The sequence below is a fragment of the Nonomuraea sp. 3N208 genome, assembly GCF_052245935.1.
GTDB lineage: Bacteria > Actinomycetota > Actinomycetes > Streptosporangiales > Streptosporangiaceae > Nonomuraea.
Genome location: NZ_JBQQBR010000008.1, coordinates 286,049 through 300,620, shown reverse-complemented (window position 1 = coordinate 300,620; position 14,572 = coordinate 286,049). Strand labels below are relative to the sequence as shown.

Here is a 14,572-nt window from a genome sequence, read left to right as displayed (position 1 = left end):
CTCTGTTCAGGGCGCCTTCAATGGGACCCATGCGGGGGCCATTGATCGTCAAGAGGGCGTTCAGCGAGCCATTGCTCCTCCTGGCCGCATTCGGGTCGATCCTGCTGGCGACCACCACATTGGTCGCGTTGACCATGTATGCCTCGTCCATCGCCGACGCCGGCGTCCGCAGGACGATGGAGACGGCCTCGTACCGCCAGACGGCGGCCACCGTCGGCGCCCAGATCACCGCCGAGACCTTTCCCGCCTACGACCGGGCGGTACGTGACGAGCTCGCCCGCGCCTACGCCGCGGTCCCGGCCATCACCACCAGCTTCCGCTCCGATTCGTACGTCATGCCGGGCCAGGACGGCAAGGAACAGCCCGAGCTGCTCAGGTTCGGCAGCTACGACGGGCTCGACCGGCACGCCGAGCTGATCTCCGGCGGCTGGCCGCGCGCCGGCGGATCGACGATCGAGGCGGCGATCTCGCTGCCGGCGTCCTCGGCCACCGGATTCGAGGTCGGCAGGGAGATCGTCACGAAGGGCCGGCTCGACCCGCGCCCGGTCACGGTCCGCATCGTCGGCGTCTTCCAGCTTCGCGACCCATCGGACGAGCGCTGGGCCGGCGAGCAGTTACTGAGCAGGGGCGTCGAGCGCGGCGACTTCACCACCTACGGGCCGCTGATGGTGGCGCGGGAGACGTTCGTGGCACGCTTCGCCACCAACGTCAGGACCATCTGGACGGCGGAGCCCGACCTGTCCGCGCTGACGCCCGAGCGGCTGCGCCCGATGGCGGACGCGGTGAACCAGGTGGGCGAGCGGCTGACGGCGGCCGGCTGCGTGAGCTGCGTGGTGGCCAGTCGCCTGCCGGAGGTCCTCGCCCAGCTCAGCACCGCGTCGCTGGTGGCCCGCTCGACCATGCTGATCCCAGTGCTGCAGCTGCTGTTGCTGGCCGGGTACGCGCTGATGCTCACCGCACGGCTGCTGGCCGACCACCGCCGCATGGAGGTGGCGCTGCTGCGCTCGCGCGGCGCGGGCACGATCCGACTGGCCGCGCTGGCCGGGGGCGAGGCGCTGTTGGTGGCGCTGCCATGCGCGGTCGTCGCGCCGTTCCTCGGCCCGCTGCTGCTCTCGCTGGTCAACCAGCTGCCGTGGATCAGGGCCTCGGGAGTGCGTCTCGCGCCGGCGGCCGACCTCGGAACGTTCCTCGTGTCGCTCGGCGTGGCTCTGGCGTCGGCCGTGCTGCTGATGCTGCCGGCTCTGGCGGGTGCCCGGCGCACGTACGTGGAGGAGCTGTCGGCGCGCGGCCGCGGCGGCGTGCGCGGGCTGATCGAGCGGGCGGGCGCGGACTTGGGGCTCCTCGGGGTGGCCGCGCTGGCGATCTGGCAGCTGCAGCGCTACGGCGCGCCGGTCACCGCGACGGCGGCGGGCGGGCTCGGCATCGACCCGCTCATCATCTCAGGGCCCGCGCTGGCGCTGCTCGCGGGCGGCATGCTGGGGCTGCGGCTGGTGCCGCGCGCGTCGAGGCTGGCTGAGCGGCTGACCGCCCGGCGGCCCACGCTCGCCCCGGCGCTGGGGGCATGGCAGGTCAGCAGGCGGCCGCTCAGCTACGGCGGTCCCGCGCTGCTGCTCACCATGGCGATCGCGATCGGCGTCCTGTCCATGACCACCGCCGCCACCTGGCGAGCCTCGCAACTCGACCAGGCCCGCCACCAGGCCGGCGCCGACCTGCGGCTGTCGGGGCCGCCGGACGGGCCGGAGCTGGGGTCGCTCGGGCGGGGCACGACGTTCAGCGCGCTGCCCGGCGTCACTGCGGCCGCCCCCGCCTTTCGCGGGCAGACCGAGGTGAGCAGCGAGAGCGCGCTGCTGCTCGGGCTCGACGCGGCCGAGCTCGGTGAGCTGTTCCAGCTACGCCCCGACCTGTCGGCGCAGACGGTCGCGGAGCTGTCCCGGGCCCTCGTCGGAGAACAGGCGGGCAGGCTGGACCTTCCCGGGCAGCCTCGCACGCTCGTCGTGCGGGTCGAGACGGACGCCGAGGTGCCCGCGCGGCTGGTGTTGTCCGACGCGCTGGGCGTGTGGCGCGACCTCCCGCTCGGCGTGCTGCGAAAGGGCGAGAACCGGATCGACCTCGATCTGCGGTCGCTGGCCGGGCGGTCCGGGAAGATCACGTATCCGTTGTCGCTGCGCGGCCTCGTCGCGAGCTCGCCGGCCGAGCTGAGGCTGGGCGGGCTGAGCGTGGACGGCCGGGACGTGGCGGTGACCCCGCCTTCCGGCGATGTGCCCGGCGTGGCCGCCTTCGGGCCGCTGCGTAACCTCGGTCCGCTGCCCGTGGTGCTCACCGCCGACCTGGCCGCCACGCTCAAGATGAGGGCCGGGCAGGCCGGGCGGATCAATATCGCCGGCCGGGTCCTGCCGATCAAGGTGGTGGGTGTCGTGGCGAGCATGCCGACCGCAGCGGCCGGGCAGAAGGCCGTCCTCGCCGACTTGGGGACGCTGCAGGCGCACGAGCTGGCCGCTGCGCAGCCGCCCAGGCCCGTCACCGAGTGGTGGCTCGCCGCCGGCGACACCGCACCGGCTCGTGCGGCGCTTCGCAAGAGCCCTGAATGGGACGTGACCGCGGTCGATCAGCGTGAGCTGGCCGCCACGCTGCGGGACGACCCGCTCGCCAGCGGGCTGCAAGGGGCGCTGATGCTGGGGTTCGCCGCGGCGCTGGGGTTCGCGACGCTCGGATTCCTGGTCAACGCGGCGGTCGCGGCGCGGGAGCGGAGGGCGGAGTTCGCCGTCCTGCGGGCGCTCGGGACCAGTTCCCGGCAGGTGCTCGGGCTGCTGACGATGGAGCAGGCGTTCGTCATCGGGCTGTCGCTGGCGGCCGGCACCGGACTCGCCGTGGCCGTCGGGACGCTGGTGGTGCCGCACATCGTGCTGACCGGGCAGGCGTCGGCGGTGACGCCGGGCGTGCTGCTCGACATCCCGTGGGCGGCCACGGCCGCGATGCTGGTGCTGATGGCCGGGGTGCTGTTCGCGATCGTCGCCGGGCTGTCACGGCGCCTTCGGCGCGGGCAAGTCTTGGAGGAGCGGTGAGGATCCCACTCCCGGCCCGGACGCACGCGGGCACGCTGGCCGTACTCGTCGCGCTGACGGCGGTCGCCTGCCTGCTGCTCGCCGGGCTGCCCCGGGCCACGCAGGCGGCGTTCGACCAGGCGCTGCGCCGGTCGCTGACCACCGCTCCCGCCGTGCAGACCGACCTGACGGTGGCCTCGGAGCCGCGTTCGCGCGATGAGGATCTGCACCAACGAGCCCAGTTCGAAGCTCGCGACCGTCACTGGCGCCAGACCCTCCCCGCGAAGCTGCGACCGCTGGTCACGTCCTCCGGTCACATGAACGCCAAGACCTCCCGCACACCCCTCACGGGCACCGGCGGGGGGACGTACATCAACCTCGGCTGGCTGTCCGACGCCGACCGGCGGGTGGATTGGGTGCAGGGCCGGGCGCCCGGCGCGCCGTCCACGACGCGGTACGAGGGCGAGACGATCCCGCTGGTCGAGGTCGGCGTCGTGGAGGAGGCGCTGCGGGAGCTGGACCTCCGGGTCGGCCAGTCCAAGATGCTGGGCGAGAGCGACTACGTCGCCATTAAGATCGTCGGTCTCTTCAAGGCCAAGAACCCGGGCGACCGCTACTGGAGCCACAACAACGACATCCTGCACGTCGCCAAGCGGCGGCCACCGGGCGGGATGGACGACGAGCTCCACCTCACGACGCTGACATCCGACGCGGGACTGACGGCGCTCAGCGGCGAGGCCCGCCACCTGACCTACCGTTGGGTCCTTCCCCTCGACGGCCGGGCCGCGAGCGCGCTGGACGAGCCGGACATCGACGCGGCGGTCGCCGAGCTGGGGCGGCTGGTGGCCGTCCAGGACCTGACCACCAGCCCGCACCGCCTGGACACCGGGCTGCCCAAGCTGCTCGGCGACTACAGCGCGGCGCTGGCCGCCGCCCAGACCGTGATCTACCTGGCGCTCGGGGGCCTGCTCGCGGTCGCGCTCGGCGTGATCGTGCTGGGCGTGCAGTCGCTGACCGATCGGATGGAGCACACGCTGGCGCTCGCGCGGGCGCGGGGCGGGTCGCTGCGGCAGGTGGCGGGCGCCGGGGCGGCGATGACCGCGCTCGCCGTGGTACCCGCGGCCCTGGCCGGGTACGCCCTGTCCTTCCTCGTGCCCGGGCCGGTGCTCCCCGTCGTGCACGTGGGCCCGGCTGTCGTGGTGGTCACGGCGGTGGCGTTCGCGGCGGTGCGGGTGTCGCTAGCCCATCGCACGCCCCTGCACGAACGGCGCGACGACGTGGTCGCCGCCCGGCCGTCCGCCCGGCGGATCACGCTGGAGGTGCTGGTCGTGGGTCTGGCGCTGACGGGGGCGTACCTGCTGCGCGCGCGAGGGCTGTCCCAAGACCCGCTCCTGTTGTTCGTGCCGGTCGCGCTGACGCTCGCGGCCGCGCTCATCACGTTGCGCTGCTATCCGTACCCGCTGCGGCTGTTCGTCCGGCTGGCCGCACGCGGCCGTGCCGCCGTGCCGTTCCTGGGGCTCACCCGGGCGGCCAGGGCACGCTCGGCCAGCGGGCTGCCGGTGCTGATCCTGCTGCCGGCGCTGGCGGTGTCCGTTTTCGCGACGGTGATCTCCAGCGGGATCGCGAGCACGCAGGTGCGGGCGTCCTGGCAGCAGGTAGGCGCGCCGATCAAGGTGACGTCGGTCGGGGAGATCCCCGCCTCCGTCATCGAGAAGGTGCGCGCCATGGACGGTGTGGAGCAGATGGTGGTCGCGCAGACGGGGCAGGTACAGCTCGCGGACGCCCCTGAGTGGGCCGCGGCCATCGCGGTGGACGTGGCGCAGTGGCGGCGGCTCGTCGAAGGCACGCCCATCAGCTTGCCGCCGCTGTCCGGCGGCACGTCCGCGCTGGTCTCGCCCGATCTGCGGGGCAGAGGTACGTTCGAGGTCGGATGGTTGTCGCGACCGCGGGTGACCCCCCAAGGCGTGATCGACTCGGTCCCCGGGTTCTGGTCCAGCGGGAAGTTCATCGTCATGTCCCCGAGCGCGTTGCCGCGGCTCGAGGTGAACACGTTGCTGATCAAGGGCGACGCCTCGCCGGCCGAGCTGGCGCGGCTGGTACCGGCGGCGACCGTGGATTCGCAGGAGCGGGCGCTGGCCGCCATCCGGGAGGACCCGCTCACCGGCGCGGTCCGCTCCACGCTGGCCGTGGCGACGGTGGCGCTGGGACTCTACGCGCTGGTGGCCGTCGTCCTGTCACTGGTCGTCGGGGCCGCCGACCGGGCCAGGGCGGTGTCGTTCCTGCGTACGCTCGGGCTGTCGGATCGGCAGGCGCGGCGGTTGACCGTGCTGGAGGTGCTTCCCATGGTTCTCGTGACCGCGCTGGTGGGGCTCGGTCTGGGGCTTGGGCTGCCGACCGCGCTCGGGCCCGGTGTGGACCTGTCCGCGTACGCCGGAGATCTGCCCGTCCATGACTACACGCCCGACCTGCTCACGCCTGGTGCGCTGGCGGCGGGGCTGATCGTCGCCGCCGCGCTGGGGGCGTACGCGCATACCGCCATGGGCCGCCGCCGCAGCCTCGGCGCCGTACTCCGAGTGGGAGATTCGTCATGAACCCGACCCTGTCCGAGCTTGAAGCCAGGGCCGCGCAGAAGACGGCCGCGTTCGGCGGGGACGCGCACATCGTGTGCGACAACCTCGTACGCATCTACAAGACCGAGGGCGTCGAGGTCGTCGCGTTGCAAGGCCTGGACCTCGTGATCGACAAGGGTGAGCTGGTCGCCATCGTCGGCGCGTCGGGATCGGGCAAGTCGACATTGCTCAACGTCCTGTCCGGGCTGGACGTGCCGACGGCCGGGGTGGCCAGGGTGGGGGGTATGGACCTGCTGTCGATGAGCCCACGCGACCGCCTGCGATACCGGCGTTCCGTCGTCGGTTTCATCTGGCAGCAGACGGCACGCAACTTGCTGCCCTATCTGAACGCCCGGGAGAACGTCGAGCTGCCGATGAAGCTGGCCGGCGCCGCTCGGAGGGGGCGGGCAATGGAGCTGCTGGAGCTGCTGGGCGTGGCCTCCTGCGCAAACCGGAAAGTTCCCGAAATGTCGGGCGGCGAGCAGCAGCGTGTGGCCATCGCCGTCGCCCTCGCCAACTCCCCGCAGCTCGTCCTGGCCGACGAACCGACGGGCGAGCTGGACAGCGAGACGTCGGAGCAGGTGTTCGCCGCGCTGCGGACGGCCAACAGGGAGCTGGGCGTGACCGTGGTCATCGTGACGCACGATCCGCTGGTGTCGGAGCAGGTGGACCGGACCGTGGGCATTCGCGACGGGCGTACCAGCAGCGAGACGCTGCGGCGCGAGAGCGCCGAGGGGCAGATCATCGCCGAGGAGTACGCCGTGCTCGACCGGGTGGGGCGGCTCCAGCTCCCGCGCGACTTCATGAGCGCACTCAACATGGAACGCCGCGTGCGCCTGGAGCTCGAATCCGACCACATCGGCGTCTGGCCGTCGCGAGAGGAACCGTCAAGTGACTGATTCGCCCCTGGTCGTGGTGGAAGGGCTGCGCAAGGTCTACCGGACCGGGCCCAAGGAGGTCGTGGCACTGCGCGACGTGTCGTTCTCGATCTTCCCCGGAGAACTGGTCGCCGTCAGGGGCCGCTCCGGCTCGGGCAAGACCACGCTTCTCAACCAGATCGGCGGACTCGACCGCCCGGACGCGGGCCGGGTGATCGTGTCGGGGCACGACGTCACGGCGATGTCCGAGGAGGCGCTGCTGGAGCTGCGCAGGGATGTGGTGGGTTTCGTGTTCCAGTCGTTCGGTCTGATCCCCGTCCTGTCTGCGGCGGAGAACGTCGGGGTGCCGATGCGGCTCGTACGGATGCCGGCAGAGGAACGCGAGGCCCGGATCCGCATGCTGCTCGCCCTGGTGGGGCTGGAACCGCACGCCAACCAGCGGCCGTACGAGCTGTCGGGCGGGCAGCGGCAGCGGGTGGCGATCGCCAGGTCGCTGGCGAACCGGCCGCGCCTGCTCGTGGCCGACGAGCCGACGGGGCAGCTGGACTCGCAGACCGGGCGGCAGATCATGGAGCTGCTGCGCGCCCTCGTACGCAGCGAAGGCGTCACCGCGCTGGTCACCACCCACGACCCCAGCCTGATCACGCTGGCCGACCGGGTGCTGGAGATCAGCGACGGCGTGGTCAACGAGGCGGCACTGACCTAACCCCTTAGCGGGCGACGGCGAACCCCGGCCACCTCCATTGGGCACGCCCACGTGCCGTCCGGGAAGTGCACACGGCGCGCGCGGCCCGCCGAGGGCGAGGGCTCACCCGGTCTCGGCGATCGTGAGGACGTTCTTGCCACGGCTGTCACGCCGTTCGAGCCGCTCGTGGGCCTGGCTGGCCTGATCCATCGGGAAGACCGCCTCCACCGGAACCCGGTACGACCCCGACGCCACCCGGCCGGCGATCTCCCGCAGGTCGTCGCGGGGATCGTAGCCGTGCTGCAGCAGATTAGTGAGCTGAAAGCCGAGAATGGCGGCGTTCTTGGGATAGAAGTCACGGGTGTCGATGATGCTCGGTTCCAACGCGACGTTGGCCAGAGCGACGACGCGCCCGGCATAGGCGGCCTGGCGCAGGCTGTGCGCGAACGTAGGCCCGCCCACCGCGTCCAGGACGACGTCCGCGCCGCGCCCGCCGGTCAGCCGCATGACCTCGGCCACCGCCGCTTCCGCGGGGTGGTCGGAGGTGTCGACGGTCTCGTGCGCGCCGAAGCCCGCCGCCCACGCGGCCTTGCCGGCCGAGCCCGCTACCGCTATCACCCGCGCGCCCAGTTGCGCGGCGATCTGCACGGCCGCGCTGCCGACCCCGCTGGCTGCGGCTTGAACGACCACCGTCTCGCCGGCCTCCACCCTGGCCAGGCGCCGCACGCAGTACCAAGCGGTCAGCCAGGCCGTGGGCAGCGCCGCGGCCTCGATCATGCTGATGTCCTTCGGCAGGACGGCCACCCGATCCGCGGGCACGGCGGCGAACTCCGCATACAGGCCGCTGCCCAGCGCCATGACCTGCTGCCCCACCTCGATGCCGTGCACGCCGTCGCCCACGGCGGCCACCGTGCCCGCCGCCTCCAGTCCGGGGATCAGCGGCGGGCGTCCGGCCCGATGGTAGGAACCCGAACGGATGAGGGCGTCCGCCCGGTTCACCCCCGCTGCCGCGATTCGTACCAGCACCTCGCCCGGCCCGGCGTCGGGGACCGGGACCTCCACAAGACGCAACACCTCGGGTCCGCCGAATTCGTCGATCCGCACCGCGCGCATGCCGCACTCGCCCTCTCTGGACACTAGTTGAATAGGTGTCATCATGTATACCTGTTCAACAGGTGTCAACCCAGTAGGATCGGAGCATGACCCGCCCGCCTGCCGCCTCCCTGATGGCGTTCCCCTTCATCGGCGGCCGCCCCTGTCTTGACTTCGTCGCCACGCTCGGCAAGCGGCACGCCGTTCCCGTCGAAAGGCTGCCGAACCCCGCCGCACTCGGCCGCTGGATTCACGAGGCCGGACTCAGCCCGGATGTCCCCCAGGCCACCATCGAGCACCTGACGGACGCCCTGGGCCTGCGTGAGGCGATCTACCAGCTGTTGCGCGCCGCGATCGCCGGGCGTCCTGTCGACCCTGCCGACGTCGCGCTCACCAACGCGGTGGCCGCAAATCCCGACCTCGCCCCGCAGCTCTCCGTCAGCGGCGACTTGCCGTCCATCAGCCGGCAGAGCGCCGACGTGACGCCCGCCGCCTTGGCGACCGTGGCCCGCGACGCGGTGCTGTTGCTCGGCGGCCCGCTGCTGGAGCGGGTCAAAGAGTGCGAGAATCCAGACTGCTCGCTGCTGTTCCTTGATGACTCACAGGCACGGCGACGCCGCTGGTGCTCAATGGACCGGTGCGGGAACCTGGCCAAGATCGCCGGCTACCGCTCCCGTACCCGTGCGCGTCCCGAGTGAGGCCGCCCCCAACCTCCGGCACACCTCCGGCACAGCGGCGCACTACCTCCCAGTGCGGCTGGCCACGATTACCTGCACCGTATGCTCCAGCGCGTACGCCGGATCCGCTCCCCCGCCCTTGACCTGCTCGTCCGCGGCGGCCACCGCCTGGATGGCCCTCGACAAGCCTTCGGGCCCCCATCCGTTGAGCTGCCGCTTCACCCGATCCACCTTCCACGGTGGCATCCCGACATGGCTCGCCAACTGCCCGCCCCGGAGATTGCGCGGCGCACTCCCCACCTTGGCGAGCGACCTCAGTCCTCCGGCCAAGGCGCTCACCAGCAGCACCGGAGCGACGCCGGTGCCGAGCGCCCACCGCAGTTGCTCCAGAGCGTCGCCCAGCCGCCCCTCGACCGCCGAGTCGGCCACGTTGAACCCGGTGACCTCGGCCCGCCCCTTGTGATAGCGCGCCACGGCCGCCGCGCTGATCGTCTTGTCCTCGGTGTCGAACATCAGCTGGCTGCACGCCGCCGCCAGCTCCCGCAGATCGTTGCCGACGGCATCGAGCAACGCCTGCGCCGCGTCACTGGAGATACCTCGCCCGGCCCGCTTGAACTCGCCTTTGACGAAATCCAGCCGCTCCCCCGTCTTGGTGACCTTGTTGATCATGATCACCGCGGCCTTGACCTTCTTCACCCCGTCGACCAGCGCCTTGCCCTTCACCCCGCCCGGGTGCACCAGCACGAGCGCGGTGTCGTCGGACGGCTGCTTGACATAGGTCACGACCTCGTTGATCACTTCCTTGGGCAGATCCTGAGCCGACCGGATCACCACCACCGAACGATCGCCGAAGAGCGACGGCGAGGTCAGCTGCATCAGCTCCCCGGCCGTCATCTTGCTCCCTACGAGGTCGTGCACCTCGACGTCCGGATCAGCGGCCCGCGCCGCCGCGACGACGCCGCTCACCGCCCGCTCGGCCAGCAACTCCTCATCGCCGAGGACCAAGGTCACAGGTGCTGGATCGCTTCCCGCCATGCCTGGCAGCATGCCACGCCCCACCGACAACCTGGTACTCGGCGATGAGGAGCTGCACTGGCCAGGGGTAGCACGTCGACATCGGCAAAGGTCACCTTCGAGTGAGGCGGAGCGAGCAAACTTCAGATTCGTTCGACTTCGAGCACGAGCTTGCCAGTGGTACGGCCGGACTCGATGCGGCGGTGTGCCTGTGCGGCCTGCTCCAGCCTGTGCGGCCTGCTCCAGCCGTAGCGACTCGACCTGCATGCGAAGCTCCCCCGCTCGCGACCGCGGATACAGCCCGATGCAGCACTCGACCTGCCTCTGCGGGGAAAGCGGCTAGGTTGAACCCGGAGATCGTCTTGTTGGTGAACCACAGTTCGTGGGCCGAGAGCCCGACGTCCTCGGCGCCGGAGGCGTTGCCCATCACCACCAGCCGGCGCATCGGCGCGAGCAGGTCCGGGCTGCTCCGTCGTGCCGTACCGCCGACCATGTCCACCACGACGTCGAACCGACTGGCCTTGGCCATCTGCTCGCGTAGGACCACCTCGTCGTAGCCGAACGCCTTGGCTGTCTCGATCTTGGCGGGACTGCCCACGGTGCCCACCAGGCGGCCCGCGCCCAGCAACCGGGCGGCCTGGCTGCCCACGCCTCCAGCGGCGGCGTGCACGAGCACGTTTTCCCCTGGTTCGATGCGGGCTACCCGGTCGAGCATGAGGAGCGCGGTGGTGCTGTTGGAGGGCAGCGCCGCCGGGATGCCCAGCCCCAGGTCGTAGCCGTCCAACAGGGCCACCAGGTCGGCGGAGGCGGCGCGATAATCGGTTGCCTCGGCGGGAGGTCGCTGACAGGGTCTTCGCCATGCCTGCCTTCTCCGCACCCGATGGGACCGACCTCGCCTACCACGTGTTCGGCGCGGGCACCCCGGTGATCTGCCTGCCGGGCGGGCCAATGCAGGACTCCGTTTATCTGGGTGAACTCGGCGGCTTGTCGGCGCATCGGCAGTTGATCATGCTGGATCCTCGGGGTACTGGGCAGTCCGCGATACCGGAGGACACCGGCTCCTATCGTTGTGATCGGCAGGTCGATGATGTCGAGGCGCTGCGAGAGCACCTCGGTCTTGATCGGCTTGACCTGCTCGGGCACTCCGCCGGCACGAATCTCGCGGTGCTCTATGCCGCCCGGCATCCGGAACGCGTCGGCAAGCTGGCTCTGATCACTCCGAGCCCGTTTGGCGTCGGCATCACGGTCACCGCGGAGTCCCGCCTGGAAATCGCGCGGCTCCGCAAGAGCGAACCGTGGTTCGCAGACGCCTTCGCGGCCCTTGAAGCCATCATGGCCGGTAACGTCACCGACAACAGTCGGCAGGCAATCGACCCCTTCTACTACGGCCGATGGGATGCGGAGGCACAGGCCTACCAGGCGGCCCAGGACGGCCATCAGAACCTCGAAGCCGCCGCTGCCTTCCGCACCGAGGGCGCATTCGATCCGGAAGCCACGCGTGCGGCACTCGCCGCATTCGATGCGCCGGTGCTATTGCTTGCCGGAGAAGTCGACCTGAACAGCCCTCCGAGCGCCGTGGCCGAGTTCGCCGCGCTGTTCCCGAACGCTGAGTTCGTCGTTCAGCCGGAAGTCGGCCACTTCCCATGGGTTGATGACGCCGGCCGGTTCGCGGCGACGACCGCGACGTTCTTCGAATGAAGCTCGCCGCCGATTGAGCCTCCATCCCCGGGCTTCCCCCGAGATCTGAACCATCGGGCGGCCCTGCTTCTACGCCAGTCCCGCGACATCCACGTAATACTCCTCGGAGTGCGTACTAAGGCCCAGGGGCCAACAAACTACGGTCGCCGCGCTACGCACACGACCCCGCCCACGCACACGGCCCCAGCCCCGGCCCCGGCACACGGTCCATGGGCTAGGTCCTACGGGTCCCGGGCTGCGCACTACGGTCCGTGGGCGACGTCCTACGGCCCGCGGGCGACGTCCTACGGCCCGCGGGCGACGTCCTACGGCCCGCGGGCGACCACCGCCAGCCCGCCATCGCGCTCGACGACCGCCAGATCTCCCGACTGGTCAGTGCGGTAGGTGGTCGCGCCGAGCCGCCGCAGGAGAGCGAGCGTGGACGGGGCCGGGTGACCGTAGTCGTTGCCGGCGCCCACGCTGATCAGCGCCGCTCGTACCCCCAGAGAAGCCAGGAAGGCCGGCGACTGCCGGTTGGATCCGTGATGCGGGGTCTTGAGAATGTCGGCCCGTGCACGAACGCGACGCAGCAGCTCGTCCTGGGCCTCCGTCTCCAGATCACCGCCGAGCAGTGCCGACCCAGCACGCCACCGCACGTGGAGCACCACGCTGGCGTTGTTGATCGCACTGCCCTCCCCTTGCCCGTGCATCTCGCCCGTCGCGGGATCGGGAGCCAGCACGCTCAGCTCCGAAGGTCCGAACCGCCAGCGGCTCCCCGGCGCAGCCGTCCATTCGGGTATCCGGCGCTGCGCCAGGATGGCGGACACGTGCGCGACGGCTCTGGCCTCCATGCGATGGGGGCTGACGATCACGGCCCCCACCCGCCGGTTCCTGAGAACCCCCGCGAGCCCGTCCACGTGATCGGCATGCGGATGGGTGAGGACGAGCAGCGGTACGTCGTCAACGCCGACCCTGCGCAGGCACCGGTCCATGGCGACCGGATCGGGCCCGGTGTCGACGACGACGCCCCGGTCTGGCCCCGCGGCGATGAGCAGCCCATCGCCCTGCCCGACGTCGCACATCACCATCAGCCAGCCTTGGGGCGGCCATGGCCCGACGATGGGGCGTACCACCAGGACGGCCACGAGCGCGGCACCGGCGACCGTCAGCGCCATGGCCCGCCAGGCCCGGCGGCGCAGGATGGGGACCGCGATCGCCACCGCAAGCCCGAGCAGGCCGAGCCCCAGGAGGCCACTGGGCCACGGCACCGTGGCGAAGGGCATGCCTACGGCCCAGCCGGCGACTGCGATGATCCAGCCGACGGCGTATCCGGCCGGAACGACCAGGACACGCGCGGCATCGAGCCATAGCGGCGCCACGAGTGCGGCGCCGAAACCGAGCAGGGTCGCGGGCGCCACTGCCGGCGCCACCAGCAGGTTGGCGAACACCGCCACGGGCGTCAGCTGACCCGACATCAGGACGAGCACGGGCGTCACGGCCACCTGAGCGGCCGCCGGCACGGCCACCGCCTCAGCCAGCCAGCGCGGAAGCCGATGCGGCCGGGTGGCGTCGCCGCCTTGGGCCTCCTCGCCAGATGACAGGCGGTCGCGCCAGCGTGGAGCGAGGATGAGGATGCCCGCGGTCGCCGCGACCGAGAGGGCGAAGCCGTACGAGCGCGCCAATTCGGGTGCGAACAACATCAGCAGCAGAACCGTGGCCGACAATGCCGCGAAGCCATCCCGCGCGCGTCCCGTGCCCAGGGCTACCACGGCCACCAGGCCCATGAGCAGGGCCCGCAGGACGCTCGGCGACGGGCGGGCCACGACGGCGAACGCGAGCATCGCGATGGCGGCGAAGCCCGCCCTCATCGGCAGGGAAAGACCGATCAAGCGGGAGATCGCCACGGCGGCGCCGGCGACGATGGCCAAATTGGCACCGCTCACCGCGTGGAGATGGTTCATCCCGGACTCCCTGAGGTCCGACGCCACTTGGGGGTCCATGCGGGAGACGTCGCCCACGACCAGACCGGGGAGCAGGCCTCGCTGGTCAGGGGGCAGGATGTCGGCGGCGGCGCGCAGGCCGGATCTCAGGCTGCCCGCGACCGTCTGGACCTGGGACGGTGGCGTCAGGACTCGTGGCGGACCGCGCACCAGGAGGATGGCTGCCACCAAATCGCCAGGGGTCGGTTTCGCCAGACGACCGGCGACTTCGAGATGCTGACTCGGGAGCAGGCCGCTCCATTCGCGCCCGCTGGCGAAGACGGTGATGGGGACGCTGACGGCTTGCCTGTTTGCGCCGATCTGAATGATCTCGAGGGTGGCCGGGACCACGTAACTGTCCTGATTGAAGCGGCCGCCTTGGGAGGCTCGGCGTTTGGGGTCGTCGATCAGAGCGATCCGGGCGGTGATGGACGAGCCCTTCGCCGCCAGTTCGGCCGCCGGCCCCGTGGTGAGCGCCTGGATCCGGAAGGCGACCGACGCCGAGACCGCCGCCGCGCAGATGAGCGTGGCCAGGGCGACGTTGCGCCAAATGCGGCGCTCCGCCGCCCCAAGCGCAGGCGCCCGGAGCTCCGCCGCCCCGAGCGCAGGCGCCCGGAGGCCCGGCGGCCGGAGGGCAGGCGTCCGCACTCCAGGCCTGACGCGTAGCCATGGCCACCCATTCGGGCCGGGCACGTGCCACGCACGCGGCCCGGTAGACGCGCGGGTACGCCATGCCACGACGCAGGCGGCCAGGACTGCGGACACCGCCACGATCATGCCTGCGACAGCGGCGCACCCGAGGAGGACCAGGGCGCTGGCCCAGGCGGCCAGCGCGGGGAGTGTGAGCGGCCAGGCGTGTCTGCGCTCGTCGAGGTCCGTGTCGGCGTCCGGCGTTCCGGCACCCATGAGTTGCCTCACCA

The 14,572-nt window shown here is 71.4% G+C and carries 10 protein-coding genes and 1 pseudogene; 6 read left to right on the top strand and 5 right to left on the bottom strand.

Going from position 1 to position 14,572, the window contains the following annotated elements:
- The first annotated feature begins 29 nt into the window (after nt 1-29).
- From ACTWPT_RS14990 to ACTWPT_RS14975, 4 genes are read left to right on the top strand one after another with little or no spacing between them, the layout of a single operon-like run.
- Nucleotides 30-3,062, top strand: coding sequence for an FtsX-like permease family protein (locus ACTWPT_RS14990; RefSeq protein WP_443177953.1), 3,033 nt, complete (start codon nt 30-32; stop codon nt 3,060-3,062).
- Nucleotides 3,059-5,632, top strand: a complete 2,574-nt coding sequence (locus tag ACTWPT_RS14985) for an FtsX-like permease family protein (protein ID WP_443177952.1) — start codon at nt 3,059-3,061, stop codon at nt 5,630-5,632. Before ACTWPT_RS14990 ends, ACTWPT_RS14985 begins: the two co-directional genes overlap by 4 nt.
- On the top strand, nt 5,629-6,549 hold the full coding sequence (locus ACTWPT_RS14980) for an ABC transporter ATP-binding protein (protein WP_443177951.1): 921 nt from the start codon (nt 5,629-5,631) through the stop codon (nt 6,547-6,549). Before ACTWPT_RS14985 ends, ACTWPT_RS14980 begins: the two co-directional genes overlap by 4 nt.
- On the top strand, nt 6,542-7,234 hold the full coding sequence (locus ACTWPT_RS14975; protein ID WP_443177950.1) for an ABC transporter ATP-binding protein: 693 nt from the start codon (nt 6,542-6,544) through the stop codon (nt 7,232-7,234). The genes ACTWPT_RS14980 and ACTWPT_RS14975 overlap by 8 nt, the downstream gene beginning before the upstream one ends.
- A 102-nt stretch (nt 7,235-7,336) precedes the next feature.
- On the opposite strand, the gene ACTWPT_RS14970 is transcribed toward ACTWPT_RS14975, so the two are convergent.
- Complete coding sequence (locus ACTWPT_RS14970; protein WP_443177949.1) at nt 7,337-8,326, bottom strand: quinone oxidoreductase family protein; 990 nt, start codon at nt 8,324-8,326, stop codon at nt 7,337-7,339.
- An 86-nt stretch (nt 8,327-8,412) separates the two neighbouring features.
- Here ACTWPT_RS14970 and ACTWPT_RS14965 point away from each other — a divergent pair, with 86 nt between their 5' ends.
- Nucleotides 8,413-9,003, top strand: a complete 591-nt coding sequence (locus tag ACTWPT_RS14965; protein WP_443177948.1) for a CGNR zinc finger domain-containing protein — start codon at nt 8,413-8,415, stop codon at nt 9,001-9,003.
- A 42-nt stretch (nt 9,004-9,045) separates the two neighbouring features.
- Here ACTWPT_RS14965 and holA read toward each other — a convergent pair whose 3' ends face one another.
- The 3 genes and pseudogenes from holA to ACTWPT_RS14950 all read right to left on the bottom strand — a co-directional run.
- Nucleotides 9,046-10,029, bottom strand: coding sequence for a DNA polymerase III subunit delta (holA, locus tag ACTWPT_RS14960; protein WP_443177947.1), 984 nt, complete (start codon nt 10,027-10,029; stop codon nt 9,046-9,048).
- A 110-nt stretch (nt 10,030-10,139) separates the two neighbouring features.
- Nucleotides 10,140-10,373 (bottom strand): zinc-binding dehydrogenase, encoded by a 234-nt coding sequence (locus ACTWPT_RS14955; protein ID WP_443178001.1) that lies wholly within the window; start codon nt 10,371-10,373, stop codon nt 10,140-10,142.
- A 5-nt stretch (nt 10,374-10,378) separates the two neighbouring features.
- A pseudogene (locus tag ACTWPT_RS14950) lies at nt 10,379-10,711 on the bottom strand (zinc-binding dehydrogenase); the annotation flags it as partial.
- 143 nt (nt 10,712-10,854) lie between these two features.
- On the opposite strand from ACTWPT_RS14950, the gene ACTWPT_RS14945 reads away from it, so the two are divergent.
- A complete protein-coding gene (locus tag ACTWPT_RS14945) occupies nt 10,855-11,694 on the top strand; it encodes an alpha/beta fold hydrolase (protein WP_443177946.1) in 840 nt (279 codons plus the stop codon).
- A gap of 305 nt (nt 11,695-11,999) precedes the next feature.
- Here ACTWPT_RS14945 and ACTWPT_RS14940 read toward each other — a convergent pair whose 3' ends face one another.
- A complete protein-coding gene (locus ACTWPT_RS14940) occupies nt 12,000-14,558 on the bottom strand; it encodes a ComEC/Rec2 family competence protein (protein ID WP_443177945.1) in 2,559 nt (852 codons plus the stop codon).
- Nucleotides 14,559-14,572 lie beyond the last annotated feature (14 nt).

Coding starts and splice junctions, on each gene's coding strand:
- ACTWPT_RS14990 (WP_443177953.1), top strand. CDS start 30: ATGCGGGGGCCATTGATCGTCAAGAGGGCGTTCAGCGAGCCATTGCTC.
- ACTWPT_RS14980 (WP_443177951.1), top strand. CDS start 5,629: ATGAACCCGACCCTGTCCGAGCTTGAAGCCAGGGCCGCGCAGAAGACG.
- ACTWPT_RS14970 (WP_443177949.1), bottom strand. CDS start 8,326: ATGCGCGCGGTGCGGATCGACGAATTCGGCGGACCCGAGGTGTTGCGT.
- ACTWPT_RS14965 (WP_443177948.1), top strand. CDS start 8,413: ATGACCCGCCCGCCTGCCGCCTCCCTGATGGCGTTCCCCTTCATCGGC.
- holA (WP_443177947.1), bottom strand. CDS start 10,029: ATGCTGCCAGGCATGGCGGGAAGCGATCCAGCACCTGTGACCTTGGTC.
- ACTWPT_RS14945 (WP_443177946.1), top strand. CDS start 10,855: ATGCCTGCCTTCTCCGCACCCGATGGGACCGACCTCGCCTACCACGTG.
- ACTWPT_RS14940 (WP_443177945.1), bottom strand. CDS start 14,558: ATGGGTGCCGGAACGCCGGACGCCGACACGGACCTCGACGAGCGCAGA.